Annotated in this window: 10 protein-coding genes; all 10 read right to left on the minus strand. The window is 70.8% G+C overall.

The genetic code is table 11. The features are described from left to right. Positions 1–90: 90 nt before the first annotated feature. Positions 91–966 carry an inositol monophosphatase family protein gene (locus tag BLV63_RS13730; RefSeq protein ID WP_066215060.1) on the minus strand — a complete coding sequence of 292 codons (876 nt, stop codon included), beginning with the start codon at positions 964–966 and terminating at the stop codon, positions 91–93. Continuing rightward, on the minus strand, positions 959–3,277 hold the full coding sequence (gene ligA / locus BLV63_RS13735; protein ID WP_066215364.1) for an NAD-dependent DNA ligase LigA: 2,319 nt from the start codon (positions 3,275–3,277) through the stop codon (positions 959–961). The genes BLV63_RS13730 and ligA overlap by 8 nt, the downstream gene beginning before the upstream one ends. Before the next feature lie 221 nt (positions 3,278–3,498). Next, positions 3,499–7,938 carry a type VII secretion EssC family protein gene (locus tag BLV63_RS13740; protein WP_066215058.1) on the minus strand — a complete coding sequence of 1,480 codons (4,440 nt, stop codon included), beginning with the start codon at positions 7,936–7,938 and terminating at the stop codon, positions 3,499–3,501. Continuing rightward, positions 7,935–8,639 carry an FHA domain-containing protein gene (locus BLV63_RS13745; protein WP_066215362.1) on the minus strand — a complete coding sequence of 235 codons (705 nt, stop codon included), beginning with the start codon at positions 8,637–8,639 and terminating at the stop codon, positions 7,935–7,937. The genes BLV63_RS13740 and BLV63_RS13745 overlap by 4 nt, the downstream gene beginning before the upstream one ends. A gap of 89 nt (positions 8,640–8,728) precedes the next feature. Continuing rightward, positions 8,729–10,594, minus strand: coding sequence for a serine/threonine-protein kinase (locus BLV63_RS13750; RefSeq protein ID WP_066215056.1), 1,866 nt, complete (start codon positions 10,592–10,594; stop codon positions 8,729–8,731). Further along, positions 10,591–12,600, minus strand: coding sequence for an FHA domain-containing protein (locus BLV63_RS13755; protein ID WP_066215055.1), 2,010 nt, complete (start codon positions 12,598–12,600; stop codon positions 10,591–10,593). Before BLV63_RS13755 ends, BLV63_RS13750 begins: the two co-directional genes overlap by 4 nt. After that, complete coding sequence (locus BLV63_RS13760; RefSeq protein WP_066215054.1) at positions 12,597–13,487, minus strand: PP2C family protein-serine/threonine phosphatase; 891 nt, start codon at positions 13,485–13,487, stop codon at positions 12,597–12,599. Before BLV63_RS13760 ends, BLV63_RS13755 begins: the two co-directional genes overlap by 4 nt. Next, positions 13,484–15,052, minus strand: a complete 1,569-nt coding sequence (locus BLV63_RS13765; RefSeq protein WP_066215052.1) for an RDD family protein — start codon at positions 15,050–15,052, stop codon at positions 13,484–13,486. The genes BLV63_RS13760 and BLV63_RS13765 overlap by 4 nt, the downstream gene beginning before the upstream one ends. Further along, on the minus strand, positions 15,049–17,448 hold the full coding sequence (locus BLV63_RS13770) for a transglutaminase TgpA family protein (RefSeq protein WP_082724202.1): 2,400 nt from the start codon (positions 17,446–17,448) through the stop codon (positions 15,049–15,051). The genes BLV63_RS13765 and BLV63_RS13770 overlap by 4 nt, the downstream gene beginning before the upstream one ends. After that, complete coding sequence (locus BLV63_RS13775; protein ID WP_254780607.1) at positions 17,445–18,656, minus strand: DUF58 domain-containing protein; 1,212 nt, start codon at positions 18,654–18,656, stop codon at positions 17,445–17,447. Before BLV63_RS13775 ends, BLV63_RS13770 begins: the two co-directional genes overlap by 4 nt. Between the last annotated feature and the right edge of the window lie 267 nt (positions 18,657–18,923).

Consider the following 18,923-nt stretch of genomic DNA (forward strand, 5'->3'; position numbering starts at 1 on the left):
ACGGTTCCGTGGTTCACCCCCTCAATTTTCCGTGGGTGAACCACGGAACCGTGGGTCGGATGGCGTCGGTCCGGACGGCAGCGATCCGGTCTAGAGCGGGAAGCGGGTGGCGTCCTCCAGGGCCCCGGCGCACGTCCAGGCTTCGAGCCGTTCCGCATCCGAGGGTCCGCCGTCGAGGGGGCTGCGGAGATTCGGCCGCCGCACCCAGCACCCGGCCTCCTCGGCCACGAGCGCGCCGGCGGACCAGTCGTGCTCGTTGAGGCCGCGTTCGCCGTAGCAGTCGTGGGTTCCGTCGGCCACAAGACAGAGATCCAGAGCCGCCGATCCCAGCCGTCGCAGGTCCGCGAGACCGTCCATCAACTGCGGGAGGGTTGCGGCCTGCTCGGCGCGGACGCCGGCGTCGTAGGAGAATCCGCTGGCCAGGATGCGGCCGCGGTGGCCCTCCGGCGGCCCGGTGAGCCGACGCGGTTCCGGGTTCCCGCTCGCGGCGTCCAGGAGCCACGCTCCCCCGCCGCGCGTCGCCCAGTACACGCACCGTAGCGCCGGGGCGTCGACCACACCGGCCACCCAGCTCCCGTCCGGAGCCGCGACGGCCACGCTCGTGGCGAAATAGACGATGTTCCGGATGAAGTTGGTGGTGCCATCGAGCGGATCAATGGACCAGCGGTAGCCGCTCGGGCTGTCCGGAGCCGTGGTGCCATGCTCCTCCCCGGTGATGACATCATGAGGCCGGTGCCGCGTGATGACGGCCCGCACGGCGTCCTCCGCCTCCCGGTCGAACGCGGTGACCCAGTCGTTGTCACTGGTCTTGTTGTCCGCGCCGCCGGTCACGTCCTCCTGGCTCAGCGTGGCCCGCCGGGCCAGGACGGCGGCGCCGGCTGCGGCGGCCTCCTGAGCGATGTCGAGCAGTTCCTGCGTCGACGGCGCCTCGTGAGGAGCGCCGCCCGGGACGTGTTGCTCACTCATCCCCGGACTCCTCCGGAAGGTCAGCCGGCGTCGTTTCCTCAGCAGCCGGCGCCTCCTCGGCCGTCTCGGACTCTCCGCCGGGCAAACCCGCGGGGCCCTTCTCCAGGAGGATCCGGAACGCGTCCTCGTCCAGGACCGGGACGCCCAGCTGCTCGGCCTTGTCCAGCTTGGAGCCCGCGGCCTCACCGGCCACCAGGTAGGACGTGTTCTTCGAGACCGACCCCGCGGCCTTGCCGCCACGGATGATGATGGCCTCCTTCGCCTGGTCCCGGCTCAGGGTGGGCAGCGTGCCCGTGACCACCACGGTCAGGCCCTCGAGGGTCTTCGGCATGGACTCATCCACCTCATCGGCCATCCGCACCCCGGCGGCGGCCCACGCGTGGACGATGTTCACGTGCCAGTCGTCCGCGAACCACTCCTTGACCGCGGCGGCGATGGTGGGACCCACCCCGTCCACGTTGGCCAGCTGCTCCTCCGACGCCTCGCGGATCGCGTCCATCGAGCCGAAGGCGGTGGCCAGGGCCCGGCTGGCCGTCGGCCCGACGTGCCGGATGGACAGCGCCACGAGGACGCGCCAGAGCGGCTGCGACTTGGCCTTCTCCAGCTCGGTGAAGAGCTTCTTGGTGTTGGCGCTCGGCCCGGCCGGCGACTTGGCCGTGCCCTGGGTCCAGAAGTACGGCTTCAGCTCCCAGACCCCGGTGCCCGCGCCCTTCACGCGCTTCTCCCGCCAGACCTTCACCTCGCCCAGAGCCGCGCGCAGATCGGCGCCCGCCGTCTCCGAGGCGAGGTCGAACACGCGCGACTCGTCCGTCAGGACACCGGGACCGGTCGGCTGGACCAGTCCGCCGGTCCCGGCGGGGTCGGGTCCCGGCCCGGCCGTCAGGGCGAGGGCGGCCTCGTCGCCCAGGGCCTCGATGTCGAAGGCGCCGCGGCCGGCCAGGTGCGCCACCCGCTGGCGGAGCTGGGCGGGGCAGGATCGGGCGTTGGGGCAGCGAAGGTCGACGTCGCCTTCCTTGCCTGGCGCCAGAGGCGTGCCACAGGACGGGCAGGTCTCCGGCATGACGAAGGCGTGCTCGGTGCCGTCCCGCAGGGCGAGGACCGGGCCGACGATCTCCGGAATGACGTCACCGGCCTTGCGGAGCACCACGGTGTCCCCGATGAACACACCCTTGGCCTTCACGACGTCCTGGTTGTGCAGGGTGGCCATCTCGACGGTGGAGCCCGCCACCTTCACCGGCTCCATGACGCCGTACGGGGTGACGCGGCCCGTGCGGCCGACGTTGACCCGGATGTCCAGGAGCTTGGTGTGCACTTCTTCGGGCGGGTACTTGTACGCGACCGCCCAGCGCGGCACGCGGGAGGTGTGGCCGAGCTGGCGCTGCACGGCGAGCTGATCGACCTTGACCACGATGCCGTCGATCTCGTGGATCAGGCTGTGGCGCTTCTCGCCGTACTCGGCGATGAACGCGAGGACTTCTTCCAGCGTGTCCAGCACCTTGAAGTATGGACTGGTGGGCAGGCCCCATTCCTGGAGCAAGGCGTAGAAGTCGGACTGGGACGCCAGGTCGAGTCCCTCGTGGCGGCCGATGCCGTGCACGTACATAGACAGCGGGCGCTTGGCGGTCTCGGCGGGATCCTTCTGGCGGAGCGAGCCGGCGGCCGCGTTCCGGGGATTGGCCAGCGGCGCCTTGCCCTGCGCGATGAGGACTTCGTTGTACTCCTCGAACGCCTTGGACGGGATGAACACCTCGCCGCGGATCTCCACCTCGGCCGGGTGCCCTGTGCCGGAGAGCTCCCGCGGGATCTCCTTGATGGTCAGGACGTTGTGCGTGATGTCCTCGCCCGTGGTGCCGTCGCCACGGGTGGCCGCGCGGACCAGCTTGCCGTCCCGGTACAAGAGGTTCACGGCGAGGCCGTCGATCTTCAGCTCGGTGAGCCAGCGCGGCGTCGCCAGCCCGAGGGTCTGCGTGCTGGCGAGCGTCTTCTCGACCCACGCCGTCAGCTCTTCGAGGGAGAACACGTCCTCCAGGCTGTACATGCGGCTCAGATGCTCGACGGCGGCGAACGCCGAGGACACCTCGCCGCCGACCTCCTGCGTGGGCGAGTCATTCGACACCAGTTCAGGATGCAGCGCCTCGAAGCGCTCGAGGCGCAGATACAGCTCGTCGAACTCGGCGTCGCTGATGAGGGGCTCGTCCTCCTGGTAGTAGGCGTGCCGGTACCGGCGGACCTCATCCGCCAGGTGCTGGTACTCCTCACGGAGGGCCTCCGCCGGGGTGCCGCCGGAAGGCTCCACGACGTCGTCTTTCATCACGGGTGCCACGGGATTCTCGCTCACCCCTCCATCCTGCCACGCGGCACTGACATCGGAGGAGGGTGAAGTGCGGAGGGGACGGGAGACCCTTCGGCGCCTGCGCTCGAACGCCCGCGCCCCATCGCCGACCTTCCGGTCTGCGATGGGGCGCGGGCGTGCTCACGCAACAACGGCGCTGTCAGGGTCTCCCGCCCCCTCCACCCTTGCGTTCTCCAGGATCAGGCCTCCGGGGGCAGCGCCACCTGGACCTTGCGGACCTTGCCACGGGCGATGACGTAGCCACGGCCCGGGATGAACTGGTCCTTGATCCGGCCGAGGCTCGTGCTCAGGAGCGAGTCGCCGTCCATGTCGCCCGGGTTGAGCAGGAGGCCGCGGCGTCCGGACTTGAACGGCTGTGCCAGCTGCCACGCGGAGGACCAGGTCGACGTCTCGGACTCGGCCACCACCCACTGGCCCGACTTCACGGACTCGGTGACCAGACGGGCGAGGCCCGGCTCCGCCATGGAGTCCGTGAACTCGGTGAGGCCCTCGATGAAGAAGGCGACCCGGCCCGGCCGTTCCTGCGCGAACTCGAGCAGCTCGTCCACGCCCATCTCGACGTCGTCGGTCCCCACGAACGCCTTGTCCCACACCTTGAGCGAGCCGACGGCGGAGCGCCGGGAGCCGAGGTACACGGCGGTGCCGCCGGGGTTGGCCTTCTTGTACGCATGCGCCAGGGTGACCAGGGCCGTGGTGCGGCCCGATCCGGGAGGGCCGGACACCATGAGCGCGCCTTCGGTCGGCACCTGAGCCGAGGTGAGGGTCTCGTTGTCCACGCCGAAGGCCGCCATGCCGGGAGGGGCCACCGGCAGGATGCCGAGGTCGACCGATTCCGGCAGACGCTGGATCCCCGGCGCCTGCGGGATGCCACGTCGGAGCATCGCCTCACGGAGCTTCTGCACACCACGGGCCTGCAGCGCGAGGTTCGGGGTGCCGCCCAGCACGGCCAGCTGCACTTCCAGGCCGTCCAGCATGCCACGGCCCGGAGGGGACGAAGCGTCCAGGACGTCCTTCGGGGCGTCCAGGGTGATGTAGTCGTCGACGGCGGACAGGCGCAGGATCAGACGCTTCTGGATGGAGGCCAGCAGCGCGGTGGGCACGGAGCCGGGGCGGTCGCCGGTCACCACGAGGTGGATGCCGAGCGGGCGTCCGTCCGTGGCGAGCTGGAGGAAGATCTCCCAGATCCCGGCGCTGCTGGAGTACTCATAGGAGTCCCGGAACGCGCTGATGCCGTCCACCAGGACGAAGATCCTGGGCTCGTCCGGCCGTTCGGCGAGCTTCCGGTATTCCACGATCGTGGAGGCCTTGACCTCGGAGTAGCGGCGCGCCCGCTCCTCGGAGACGTCCCGGAGCCAGCGGAGCAGACGGCCCACGCGCTCCTCGTCGTCGCCGTCGATCACGGCGCCGACGTGCGGCAGGACCTCGAGCATCGTCAGACCGGCGGAACCGCAGTCGATCCCGTACACGTGCACGGGGCCGCCGCGCGGCGTCACGGCGGCGGCCACGGCGATGCTGCGCAGCGCCGACGACTTGCCGGAACCGCCGGTGCCGAAAATGGCCATGTTGCCATCGCGGTCGGGACGGTAGAACACCAAGGGCTGGCTCTGATGCGCCGCGTCATCCCCGACGCCGAGCAGCAGCTCCTCATCGGTGAGCGGACCCTGCAGCTCGGAGAAGTCGTAGGCCGACTGCAGCACGGGCAGCCACGGCTTGCGGGGCGGCTCGATCGCGAGCAGATCCGCCGCGGCCTTGATGGTCTCCGTCATCCGGGCGATGTCGTTCGGGCCGGTGGGCTCCGGCTCCGGCTCGCGCAGGCCGGCGTCGACCTCCCACACGGCGCCCGCGCCGAAGTTCATCTCCACGATGTCGATCTGCGGACGCGGCGGACGTTCCGTGGTCCAGCCACCGGCGTACCCGGTCTGGAAGCTCTGGAGACGGCCGGGACCGGTCTTGGCGGCGGCACGGCCCGGGATCGCGGGGTCGAAGTACGCCGCCATCGGGTCCCCGATCACGTCCGTCGCGTCATCCACGTCCGCCATGCGCAGGGCGACGCGGAGGTTGGTGTTGGCGCGCAGGCTGCCGCGGATCACACCGGAGGGCTGCTGCGTGGCGAGGATCAGATGCACGCCGAGGGAACGGCCACGCGCGGCGACGTCCACGACGCCGTCCACGAACTCCGGCATCTCATTGGCCAGAGCGGCGAACTCGTCCACGATGATGACGAGGTACGGCGGGGCGTCCGGATCGGCCTCGCGCTGCATCGCCAGGAGGTCCTTGGCCTTCTTCCGGTTGAGCAAGTGCTCCCGGTAATGCAACTCGGCCCGGAGCGAGGTCAGGGCGCGGCGCACCAGGTGCGGCGAAAGGTCCGTGACCAGGCCGACCGTGTGCGGCAGCTGGACACAGTCGGCGAACGCGCTGCCGCCCTTGTAGTCCACCAGGAGGAAGCTGAGCCGGTCGGGGCTGTAGGCGGAGGCCATGCCCATGATCCAGGACTGCAGGAATTCGGATTTGCCGGCGCCGGTGGTGCCACCCACCAGGGCGTGCGGGCCCTCGTTCTTCAGGTCCAGGAACATCGGTTCGGAGCCCTTGGAGCCCACCAGCGCGCGGAGCGTGCCGTTGTCCTTGCGGTTGGGGATCGCGGTGCTGTGAATGGAGTTGTTCTCCTTCCACCGCTCCCCCACGGCGTTCGCGGAGTCCAGCAGGTCGCGCCCGAGGAGGTTCACGAAACTCACGCTGCGCGGCAGGTTCGAGTCGTCCTCGAGTGGACGTCCGACGTCGACGACGGAGGTCAGCATGCGGGCCAGCTGAGTCGCCAGCTGCTCATCCACGCTCTCGCAGCTCACGGGGTAGCTGTGCCGCCCCAGCCGGACCTGGCCGGTGGTGGCGCCCTGGCCGCCGTCGACCACCATGAAGTCGCGGCAGGCCGCGGGCAGCGACTGGACGTCCGCGGCGAGCCACATGATGTGCACACCGGTGTCGGCGCCGCGCTCCACCAGACGGGTCAGGCGGCCGCGGTCCACGGGGGCGTCGTCCTCGACGACCACCAGGACCTCGGGGACCACAGGGGCCGGAGGGTCGACCAGATCGTCCTTGAGCTCGCCCCGCGGGGACGGCACGGGCTCCTTGCGGCCCGCGGCACGCTCGTCCACGAGAGCCTCGAGACGTTCCAGGAGGGCGGTGCCCGCCGCCTGGCCTGCGGCGAGGTGGTCGCCGGAGAGCGGGCTGTGGCCCGAGCCGACGTGCGGCAGCCACTTGAGCCACGCCCAGCGGTCCTTCGACCGGGTGGAGGTCATCGCCGCGATCACGACTTCGGCGGGCGAATGCAGACCGACCAGCTGGACGACCAGGCCGCGCGCGACGTCGTCCATCACGGACCGTTCACCGGCCACGCCGAAGGAGCCGGAGTGCCGGAGCTGGGAGACGAGCGGCACGCCGTCGATCGTGGAGTAGTACGCGATGGCCTCCTGGATCTCCCGGGCGTACACCGCCTCGGTGTCCCGGTCCTGCGGCTCCTCGATCTCGACGCGCGACGGCGCCGTCCCCAGTCCGAGCCGCAGCGAGAGGAAGCCGCGGTGTTCGGTGCGGTGGGTCCAGAGCAGCGGACCCAGCCGGTAGATCGCGTCCACCGTGTCCGCGACCGACGGCGTCTCCTGCAGCCGGACGGACCGTTCCACCTTCTGCAGTTCCGTCATCTCCGAGCGGAACTGGTCCATGCCCTCGCGGAACTGCCGCAGCTGCTCCTTGAAGCGCTTGCCGGAATGCCGCTTCTGCTCCCACCAGTGGCCGATCGCGAAGAGCGGCATGAGCGCCATGAAGACGACGCTCGTGATGTTCTGGGTGATGGCGAACAGCGCCGCGCCCATGAACAGCGGCAGCATCATCATCAGGATGGGGAAGGGCTCCTTCTCCCGGGGCTGGGGGCCCTTGGGCGGCACCTTCTTCCGCACGGGGAAGCGCGCCACGACGCGGGGGGAACGGTTGAAGTCCACCATGGGCTGGGTGGCGACCGCGGCCTGGTTCCGCTGGACCGTGATGATGGAGATGGTCGTGTCACCGAGCGTGATGGTGTCCGAGGAGCCCAGGACCGCGCGGGTCACCGGCAGCCCGTCCATGAGAAGGCCGTTGGCGGAGTTGGTGTCGACCACTTCCACGGTCTCGCCCACGAGGATGCGGGCGTGGCGCTTGGAGGTCAGCGGGTCGCTCAGACGGATGTCGCTGTCGCGCCCCCGGCCGATGTAGCTGGTGCCGGACGGCAGCGGGAACTCGCGGCCGGCGTCGGGCCCGGACAGGACCCTCAGCGTCGCGACGGCGGGTCCCCCGGCCTGCTGATGGGTCGCGAAAGCCTGGCTGACCGGGGCGATCGAGACGGCGGAGCCGGGCCGCAGGCCCGACTCGAGGAGCTTGGCGTCCGGATCCAGGACCTGGCCGCGCATGGCGCCGCCCACATAGGACTCCTCAACCAGCAGGCTCAGCCGGCCGGGGTCGGAAGGATTGGGACGGTCAGGGTCGGCGAGCCAGAGTTCGCGGGCGATGTCCGAAACCGTGGCACTGCCGTCCACCGTGACGGCCAGGTCCTTGCTGTCGAGGTCTCCGCGGCGGAGTGTCAGGCGGAGTTTCACTCGCCGGCCTCACCTTTCATTCGTTCGAGCAGGGGCAGATCCGCGGCGGTCACCAGATGCGAGGTGACCGCATGTTCCACGAGGCGGGCGCGGCGGTTCATGGCGAGCTTGCCGCCGCCGCCCCGCAGCCCGGCGACGCCGACACGGTCCAGCTTGTCGCACACGTTGTCGAGCTTGCGGTTGAAGCGTGTGAGGGCCCAGCCGAGCCGGCGGGCGGCTTCTGCGGAGCTCGGGATGGCGCTGAACCCGGTGCCTTCACGGCGCAGCATGGGCTCGGCGAGCGCCACGATGATCGCCTTCTGGGAGTCCGTGAAGACCACCGGGCCGATCGTGGTCTCGCCGTCCGCCTCCTGGTCCTTCGCCTGGTGCCGGAACGCCGGGCTGTTCTGGTGCACGGAGAACTCGTACGTGGTGGGTCCGGCGGTGAAGACGACCGTCGTCAGCCCGAACACCAGCGGGATCCGCGCGCCCGGCGCGAGCCAGGCCTGCATACCGCCGGAACCGTCCGCGATGGTCGCCGAGATCATGGAGCCCACGTTGCTGAGCCACCAGATGCCGTCATAGCGGGCCACTTCCAGGAAGCGGCGGTGCAGATACGGGTTGTCATCGATCGCGAGGTCGCCCTCGCGTCCGATCACGAAGACCTCGTCGGGGACCGGTTCGAACCATTCCCCGCAGTAGTCGATGGAGAGTTCCCTCACGGGTTCCTGCCCCGGCTCAATCATCCCTGCACTCCTCACGCTTTCAGTCCCCCGCTGCACGTTCATTCCGCCCCGCCTTCCGGCCCCGCTCAGGGGACGCAGACCTTCGCCGAGTCGGCATCTCCGGTGGAACTCGATCCATCCGTCCGGACCACGATCACCTGGATGCAGGTCGGCTGCCCTGCCGTCGGCTTCAGCCGGACATTGTTCTGTTCGGCCTTCACCCACTCACCCTGTTTGGTGGCGGAGATGGTACGCCACTTGTACGTGTCGCCATCCCGTGGATCCGGGTTCGTCCAGGAGAAGAAGATCTTGCCCGAGCCGTCCGGGGTGCCGCTGAGGTTCTTCACATCGGCGACCGTGCCGTCGCCCAGCGGATCGACCGGCTTGGCCGTTCCTCCCCCGGACAGACCGGAGGTGCTCGACTGGCTGGCCGCGTCCGTGGGACGGTCGCGGCCCTTCGTGCCGCCCTGGTTCAGCACGACCACGAGCACGACGCCGAGAGCCAGCAACAGCGCGCCGGCCACGACGCTGATCCACAGCTTCGTGCGGCCACCGCTCTGCGCGGAACCCTGGCCGCCGCCCTGGGTGTGCGGTGAGCCGGTCCACTGCTGGCCGGTGTGCTGCTGTCCCGTGGTGTGCTGACCGGTGTTCTGCTGGCCGGTCGAACCGGAATCCTGGAGGCCCCGGAGCACCGTGGCGCTCGTGGCGTCGTCCTCCCGGGTCCGTTCCCAAGCGGCCGGACCCGCAGGCCCGGCGGAGCCACCCGAGGGCGTCCCGGGCGCGCCACCGTGGTAGCCGTACGGGGCGTTCCCCTGAGCCGTGCCACCTTGCGGCACCGGGCCACCGGAGGCGCCCGGCGCCGTTCCGGTGGACCGCATCATGGTGGGGTCCTCGGGCAGCGTCTGGTTCGGCGCCGTGTAATTCGGTGTGGTCCTGTTCGGCGCTGTCCCCTCCCCGGAGGTGCCCGTGCTGCCCGTCCTGCCACTGGAGCTGTCCGGGTCGATCACGGAGATCCCGCGAAGCCGGGTGGCCTCCACCTCCTCATCGGAGTCCGAGTCGTCCTGGATGGGATCGCCCATGACCTCGAAGGGGGTGACGGACAGGCTCAGTTCTGCCTGGATGCGCTGCAGCGCGAGACCGAACGCGTACGCCGACGGATACCGGGCCGCGGGGTTCTTGGCCATGGCGGTGGCCAGTGCCAATTGCAGGGCCTCCGGCACATCGGCACGCCCCAGCCGCGGCAGGGGCGTGTTGCTGATCCGGTTGATCATCTCCGCGTTGGAGTTGTCGGCTCCCGGGACGGCGAACGGCGAATGGCCGGCCAGCAGGGTGTACACGGTCGCTCCGAGCGCCCAGACATCGACCAGCACACCGTCGGTGGAGCTGGAGGCGAAGCTCTCCGGCGGCGACCACGGCACGGACATGGCGCCGTCGTTGCCGTCCTCCTCCGGGTCCCCGCCGATGATGCCGGAGATGCCGAAGTCCGTGAGGGCAGGCCGGTTGTAGTCCGTGACCAGGATGTTGGCGGGTTTGATGTCCCGGTGCGCGATCCCGGCCCGGTGGGCGGTCTCCACGGCCGAGGCCACCTGGATGCCGATGGCGAGGGCCTCCTGGAGCCGGAAGCGCTCCTTCCGGTACCGGAGGTCCAGGCTGGGCCTGGAGCAGTACTCCATGGCCAGGTAGGAGTGGCCGTCCGGCGTGATGTCCGCTTCGTAGATCGTGACGATGTACGGGTGCGTGGACAGCTGTGCCATCAGGTTCGCCTCGGACTCGAAGGCGCGCCGGGCGCCTTCGGTCTTCAGACCCGCGTGGAGGACCTTGACCGCCACCTGACGGCGCGGCCTGTCCTGCTGGTACAGGTACACGTCGGCGAAACCACCGGATCCGAGGACCCGGACGTAGTTGAACCCGTCGATCCGGGGCGGCGGGGCGGCGGGGCGTTTACGGCTCACGGGAGATCCTCGAAGACGATGTAGACCTGGTCGCCGAGTTCGGCGACGTCGCCGCTCAGCACGAGCGCCGTCTCCGACTGGCCGAGCCGGCGCGGGGACTGGCCTTCACGCAGCAGAACCGTGCCGTTGCTCGAATTCAGATCGCACAGCACGACGTTCCAGCCTTCCAGCCGCACCTCGGCGTGCGAACGGGAGATGTCCCGCTTGGGGCTGTCCACCTGGACCAGGTGGGGCATGTCCCCGCTGGAGACGCGCGAGACGGACGGCTGACGGCCCAGGATCACATTGCGGTCCAGGACCACGGTCTCGCCGCTGGGCAGCCTCAGCCGGCCGAGAGCCGGGCGCGGAACGCTCGCGGCGTCACCCGTGATCAGCTCCTCGCAGTTCAGGCAGTGCGTCCGGGTGGGCGGATTGGCGTGGCCTCGCGGGCACATCCGGGCCAGGACCCGGGGGCCGTTGGCCGGCGGAGCCGTCGGGGCCGCCTGCGGCGCGCCCTGCGGGACGCCGGTGGGCAGCTCGCTGCGGAACACCGTGTGACCGTCGTGGTCCAGATCGTCGCCCTGCGGCGCCCCGGGAGGGAACGACGGCGGCGCGGGCGGCAAGGGCGGAGCGGCGGGCGCGGCGCCGGGTCCCTGCGCCGGGGTCGCCAACGGCGCCGAGCCGACCCCGGGCGCGGCGACGGGAGCCGGCGCCACGCCTGACGCCGAGCCTCCGGAACGGGCCCAGGGCACCTCGTCGATGAGCGATTCGCCGTGCTCCGCAGAGGGCAGGAGCGTGTTCTCGGACTCGTCGTGTCGGGCGGGGCCCGCTGTGCCGGAAGTAGGCTCCGGAGTCTCGGACGACGCCGGTTCCTCGCCGGCGCCGTGTCCGTCGCCGGAACCGGCGGTCGCGGTGGAGACGGAAGTGCCTGTGCCCCCCGGACGATCGTCGCTGTCCTGTGTCCCCGCGCCGTCCTGGGTCCCCGCGCCGTCCGGCGTGGCCGGGACCTGGTCCCAGAGGTGGTCGTACGTGGTGGTGAGGTCGTTGGGCGCGTCGGCATCATGGTGGTGCGCGGGAACGTCGCCGGAGTGCGGCCCGGCGACGGACACCGGGCCCTCGCCCGCATCCTCGGCCCCCGGCGCCTGAGCCTCCTCATCCGCGGCCTCGTCCGCGGCCACGACCGCGCCGTCAGCAGCGGCACTGTCAGTAGAGGCGCCTTCGCCCCGGGCGAGGGCGTCGTCCGACTCGTCCTCGGACCTGTCCTCCGGCCCGTCCGGGGTGGCCTCGGCGTCCACGGAGTCCCCCGCCCCTGCGTCCTCGCGGGCCGCCCGGGCGCCCAGCAGCTCGGTCGCCAGGCTGTCGGTCTGGCCGTCGAGGCTGAAGGCTGACTCGTCGTCGTCCTCCTCATCCGACGGATCCCAGGACGACGCCGCGGCACCGGTGTCAGGCGCACTGTCAGAAGGCGCACTGACGGGAGACGCTGCCGCCGGCGGGTTCCACGACGTCGCGGGCGCGGCGAAGAGCGGCGCGTCCGCGGTGTCCTCGTGGGCCGTCGCGGAAAGGTCCTCCTCGAGCGGCTTCTCGGCGGGCAGCTCCCCCACCACCAGCACGGACGCCGTCACGACGCCCGCGTCCAGCGGCATCCACGGGTCCTCGTCGTCGCCCGGCTCGCCGCCGCGGATCTCGAACGTGTCGCTGGAGGGGAGGGTGCGCTCGTTCCAGGTGGTCACCCCTCGCCCGTGCACCTCGTGGCCACTCCCATCCAGGGTGCGGACCTGGAGATCACCGCGCAGGAACACCCGGAGGGAGTCCCGGTGATCGACGACGGCGAAATCGGGCAGGCCGGTGACCGAGGTCCCGAACGACCGGGTGACCTCGTTGAGCAGCTGGTCCACGGACGGGTTGCGGCCCAGGAGCTCCCAGAGCTGCTGGATCCTCTCGGTCCCGGCGTCCGGGGACACGACCACGGCGATCCCGTTGCGCAGGACGTACAGCCAGGGGCCCTGCCGGTAATGATTGGTGTTCATTCTTCCTCCCCCGACGCCGCGGCTGCCGCGGCGCTCTCCTCGCGGAGCGCCAGGAGCTCCCGTGGCAATGTGTCCTCCGTCTCCGCGTCGATGCGGGGAGAGGTGGTCAGCTCGCCGTCGTGGGCGAACGCGTCGACCACCACCACGCTGACATTGTCGCGGCCCCCGTTGCGCAGGGCGGCCTGGATCAAGGCGTCCGCGGCCTCCTGCGGGTCGAACGTGTTCTGCAGGGTCCGGCGGATGAACTCGTCCGAGACCTCGCCGGTCAGGCCGTCCGAGCAGACCATGACCCGGTCACCGTCCTCGATGGGCAGCAGCCAGTAATCCGGCGCCCCGCCGTCGCCGCTGCCCAGGGCACGGGTCACCACATGGCGGCGCGGGTGCCGCAGGGCCTGGGTCGCGGAGATGGAGCCGTTGTCGATCAGCTCCTGAACCTCCGAGTGATCCACGGTCACCCGTTCGAAGGCGCCCCGGCTGAGCCGGTACGTCCGGGCATCCCCGACGTTGAAGACCAGCCAGTACGGCTTCTGGTTCTGCTCGACCACCGCGACGCCGCTCAGGGTGGTCCCGGCGCGGCCGGAACCCTGCTGCCGGATGGCCAGGTCGGCTTCCTGGAGGGCCTGCTGCAGACGGGTCACGTCCACGTCGCGGTTGCCTTCCGGGGTGGCCAGGCGCTGGGCGAGGGTACGGACGCAGATGCCACTGGCGATCTCCCCCGCTTCGTGCCCGCCCATGCCGTCGGCGACGGCGAACACCGGGTCCTGCGCGATGAGCGAGTCCTCGTTCAACTCGCGGCGGAGGCCCCGGTCCGTGCCGAAGCCGGCGGTCAGGGTGAGAGGCCCGGCGCCGTGGGCCGAGGCGAAATCAGAGGGTACTTCGGAGATCATGGTGTGCTCAGCTTAAAAGTCCGGTCCCCGAATTTCACAGTCGACCCGGGGCGGACGAAACGTGCCTCTCCCGCGACCAGCCGGACCAGGGTGCCATCGGCCAGCATCTCACCGCTGCCGTTGGTCGACTGGCGGTCCGTCACCCAGGCGCCGCCCGAGGCAGGGACCACGAGCAGATGGGTCTTCGAGATGGACCGGCCGGCGTCGTCGAGCGCGAGGAGACGCAAGCGCTCCTCCCCGGCCCGCGCCGCGGGATTCCGGCCGATCAGGACGCCCTCATCGAGCGCGACCTGCGCGCCGTCGTCGAACAGGAGGACGAGCGAGTCCTGCTGTCCGGCGGACCCGGACGGCAGATGGGCACGGAGCATCGTCTCCCCGTGGTCGGCAGGCGCCGACGGCGGAGCGAACTGCTGCTGTGGCGGAGCGAACGGCGCGGGCTGGCCGTGCTGCTGGTGCTGCGGCTGCTGCGGCTGCGGCGACGAGGGCTGCTGGTGCCCGAACGGCGCAGGCTCCCCGAACTGGCCCGGCTCCCCGAACTGGACGGGGAACGGCGCCTGAGGCACCGGCGGGACCTGACGGCCGTGCTGCTGCGGGGCGGCTGGACCGGGCTGCGGCACGACGACGGGCGTCACCGCCTGCTGCGGCTGGGACTGCTGCTGGGGCTGCTGCTGCGCCGGCCGGCTCTGACCCTGCGCGGCCAGCGGGGACGCCACCGGGCGCACGGCCGGCAGGTCGAGGGTCGGGTAGCTGTGGCTTCCCGCGATGCCTTCGGTGGTCACCGGGTTCCGGCCGTTCCGGACATCGAACACGAGGGTGCGGGCGACCTTGTCATGCCAGCCCTGCTTGCGCTCGTTCGGGTCCCAGGCGTTGGACACACCGGCCACGATCAGCCAGAGGAAGGACACGATCGAGCCGATGCTCCCCACGATCTGCACCACGCCGGCCGGTGCGAAGAAGGCCATGATGCCGCCCACGAGGGAGAACAGGATGTTCGGGGCCAGCAGCACGAGCCAGCGCAGGAACACCGCGCCGGCGCCCGGGGCATAACCCTCGAGCTCCGTGGTCCTGATCCCGAAGATCGCGTTGCCCAGCGAATTGCCGCTCCGCGCCTCCATGATCCACATCGTCACGACGTAAGCCAGCCAGATCAGCACGGCGAGCCCGGACATGATGAGGGCGAAGACCACGTCCTCCTGGCTCGGTCCCAGGTTGGCGGACCCGGCCAGGCCGTTCTTCAGCAGTGCGGCGGCGCCCACCGACAAAAGGATGCCGGCGATGATGCCGGGCACGGCCAGGTCGATGACCTTGGAGAAGAGACGCTTGACGGCGCCCGCACGCACCACGGGCTGCGTGGCGGGCAGCTGATCGGGATGCTGGGCCACGATCCCCGGGCTCGAGGACTGCCACGGGCCGCCCTGCGGTGCTCCGCCCGGCTGCTGCGGATGCTGCACACCGTTCCTCAGCGCCGCCCGGTTGCTCAGGGACGTGCCGCAGGCGAGGCAGAACCCCGCTCCCGGGGTGAGCTGTTGCTGACACTGGGGGCAGCGTTCAACGTTGATGCTCATTGCCCATCTCCTTTACTGCGTCGTACCTTCTCCAGGAGGCCTCGAGGGCCGGACTCCAGGACCGTGCGTGCTTCCACCAGCAGCGAGCGAGGCGAGAACCTGGCCCGCTGGCGGCGCCAGAAGCCCATCCCCTCGGTCATGCTGCTCAGCGACTGGTCCACATTCTCCCAGTACGCCCGGACCTCCTCCTCGGCCGGTTCCCCGGCCCCGAACACGGCCGCGTCCGCCCGCTGAGCGAGCAGCACCGTGCCAGGGGCCGCCGCCGGGAAGGCCTCCCCCACCAGGGACGAGGTCTCGCGGCGCGTGGCCTTCGGATCGACCGGTGTCCCGAGGTCCGTGGCCAGGCTGACCACTTCGCTCCAGCCACCCGAGAACCGCTGCGCCGGAGGCCCTTCGAGGGCCCTCTTCTTGCGGCGCCGGTTCTTCAGGACGGCGATCAGCACCAGTGGCAGCGCCAGGATCAGGACCGGGATCGCCGCCAGGCCGATCGTGGCCAGGATCGGGCCGAGGATGGACCAGAAGTCGTTCTTCTTCTGGTCGGCGTCCGCGGCCTCCGGCTGGGAGTCCGGCGGGAGTTCGGCCGGCTCCTGCGGCGGGGGCGGCGGCTGCAGGACCTGAGGCTTCGGCTTGGAGTTCTTCTCCGGATCCGGCGGGATCGGGACGTTGTCCTTCGGCGGGGTGGGGTCGAAGGGGATCCAGCCTGCGCGGTCGAAGTTCACCTCGACCCAGGCGTGCACGTCCTTGCCCTTGATCTGGATGTCGCCGCCACCGTTCTGCGGGCTCTTGGGGTCGGGGTAGAAGCCCATCACGACGCGCGCCGGCATGCCCAGCTGGCGGCAGACGAGCGCCATCGCCGAGGCGTACTGCTCGTCGTCGCCCAGCATCTGCTTGGCGGTGAACAGGGTGGTGAGACGTGATTCGCCGTGGCCGGACAGGCTGGGAACCTGCCCCTCGGTGACGAGGCCGTTGCTGAACGCGCCCTTGGTCCGGAAGTAGGCCTCGATCTGGCGCACCCGGTCGATGTCCGTGGGCGCGTCGCCGGCGATCTGATCCGCCTTCTGGGCCAGCGCCGGCGGAACCCCGTCCGGCTTCGGCAGCGAGTCGGCGGCCACCCGGTACTGGGTCAGCTGACCGTGGCTGAGCGTGGGCGGGACCTGCACCTGAACGGTGTAGTGATCGCCCTTGCCGAGGCCGAGCGTGGTGATGGCGGTGTCCGAACCGGAGTTGAAGTAGAGACCGCCGCCGGCCGCGCTCGAGACCGGGAAGTCGAAGCCGACCGTCCGCGTGCCTCCCGGCACGAAGTAGCCCTGGTAGTCCCCCACCGTCACGTCGATCGTGTAGTCGGAGGTGCCGTCGCCCGTGGGCGCCTGCGGGTTCAGCGCGCGAGCATCGCCCACCTTGCTGAAGTTGCCGGTGCCGTTCGGGTCCACGTTGTAGACCGTGCCGTTGTAGCTGTCCAGAGCGGCGAGACGCACTCGGCCGTCCTTGGGCAGGCCCTTGACCTCGAAGAGCGTCTTGTCCTTCTGGTCCTTGACCATGGTGCGGAAGGACGCGAGCGGGGTGATGTAGTTGCGCGGATCGAACGGCGGCACGACGACGTCGCGCAGCACCTGCCGCTCGCTGGTCGCCGTCACGGCCGGGGACGCCAGAGCCGTGACGACCACCGCGCCGGCCAGCACCCCGGCGCCGAGCGCCAGGCGGTTGAACCGTGCGCGGCGGACGGCGCCTGCGTCGTGCTCCGCACCCTTGGCGACGATCCTGGCCTCCGCGCCTCGCAGACGGGACCGGCGCCAGGACGCCCAGACGAGGGCTGCCACACCGAGCGCGGCGCCGCGTGGCACCGTCAGGAAACTCGCGTTGGTGCTGAAGGCGACGCCGACCACGAACAGGGCGAGCACGGGCAGGAGGGGCCAGAGCGCGCTGCGCAGCCGCCAGGTCAGCAGCCCGGCCGCCACGGCGCAGATCAGCCCGGCGAGGAACGGCACGATCAGCATGCCGTCCGCGACGCCTACCGGGACGCCGACGGTCAGCATGTCCTTCCAGGAGAAGACGATGCCGAGCAGGAGCGTCCGCAGGGAATCCAGGCTCGGCAGAACTCCGAACAGGGCCTGTGTGGGGGTGGCGAGAGCACTGCCGAACAGGAAGTACACCAGGACGCCGGAGCCCGCCGTGGCCAGGAGGCCCAGGCGGAGCCGGTGGCTCAGGGCCGCGACGCCGAGACCGAGGGCGACGCCGCCCAGCCCCGCCAGGAGGTACCGGGGGTCGCCGCCGTAGCTGAGGTGGAGACCGAGGATCCCGAGTCCCAGCAGGACGAACAGCGCCCCGGCGTCGGCGAGGTCCTGCCAGGCCGGGAGCCCCCGCCTGCCGAGGACGCGAGTGGTGGACGCGGTGCTCATGCGACCGCCTTTCGCAGAACGAGGGCCAGATCGTCGAGACCGCCCAGCGTGAGGACGGTCAGATCGGCGATGGTGGCGCGGGACGGCGCGGCCCCGGGCTGGATGCGGATGGCCATCGCCCGGACACCCGGCAGGACGGAAGCGGCGCAGGAGCGCAGCTGGGCCGGGGTGACGCCACTGCCCACCACGAAGAAGACCACGGACGCGTTCGGGACGCGGTCCGCCAGGCGGCGCGCCAGATCCACGGCGTCACGGCGTCCGGTCATGCTCTGGAGCCGCGTGGCGTCGTCGAGCATCGTCCGGCCGGTGGCACAGCGGAAGGGGCCACGCTGGGTGAGGATGTCCAGTTCGCGCTGTTCGACGAGGGCCTGACGGCCCACGGAGCACGCGACGGAGATGGCCAGTTCGAACTCGAGTTCCGAGGCGTATTCGTCCAGATTGGCGGAGAGGGCGATCGCCAGGTGTGCTCGGCGGGTCTCCTCGAACTGGCGGACCATGAGGGTGCCCAGGCGGGCCACGGTCTTCCAGTGGATGTGGCGGCGGTCATCGCCCGGCGCGTACTCCCGCAGTGCGTGGAAGGACACGTCCGTGTTGGACAGTTCCTTGGTGGTCATGCCTTCCAGGTCCCGGATGAAGCCGGCAGCAGGACTGCCGAGAGCGACCGTCCTGGGATGCACGAAGAGCTCCACCGGCTCGGTCCAGCGGATCTGGCGCTTGAGGAGGTGGAACGGATCGGCCCGGACGGAGACGGCCGGACCCACCATGATGACCTGGCGACGGTTCGTGGGAATGCTGAAGAGATCCTCGTGGAGTTCCTGGGGCCGCAGGCGCGGAATGGGGAAACTGGCCACCGCCCGGCCCACCGGAAGCTCCAGCGTGGAGTGCATGACGGGACGCGGCGCCGTGTTGATGACGGAGATGCCACCCACGGCGTTGTCGCCCACCGCCACGCGCGTGCGGGTGAGATCGAGCGTGACCTGGTAGGAGGAGCGGCCCACAATGAACGCGCAGCCCACCACCAGGAGGACTCCCAGAAGGATGCCGAGTGCTGCGGCCTCCTGCCAGCCGAATGCGGTGGCGAACCATGCCATGCACACGACCAGCGCCAGGCAGGCCCAACCCAGCGGCGTGACGACGGAGACCACGGGGCCCACCGTGCGGACCAGGACGTCGCGGACCCTGCCGGTCACGGGACCGCAGACGTCCACGATCACGCGCCAGGCCTGCCGGAGCAGCGAGACCGGACGCTCCGCGACGGTCCTGAGACCGTCCAGCGGAGCGCCCTTCGCTTCGGAGCCCGCCGCCCGTGCAGGCCGTGTGGCTTTGCCGGGGCGCGGAGCCTTGACCTGCCGCCGGGCCTTGTCGGGACGCCGGGCGCCGCGGGCCGGGCGCGACGACGACGGCCCGGCGCCGCCTGCCGGCCCGGGCGAGCCGGACGGCTGAGCGGGCGGTGCGGACGGCTGGGGCGGGGCCGC

Origin of the sequence: Arthrobacter woluwensis, from assembly GCF_900105345.1 — a bacterium.
In the GTDB taxonomy this organism is placed as follows: domain Bacteria; phylum Actinomycetota; class Actinomycetes; order Actinomycetales; family Micrococcaceae; genus Arthrobacter_E; species Arthrobacter_E woluwensis.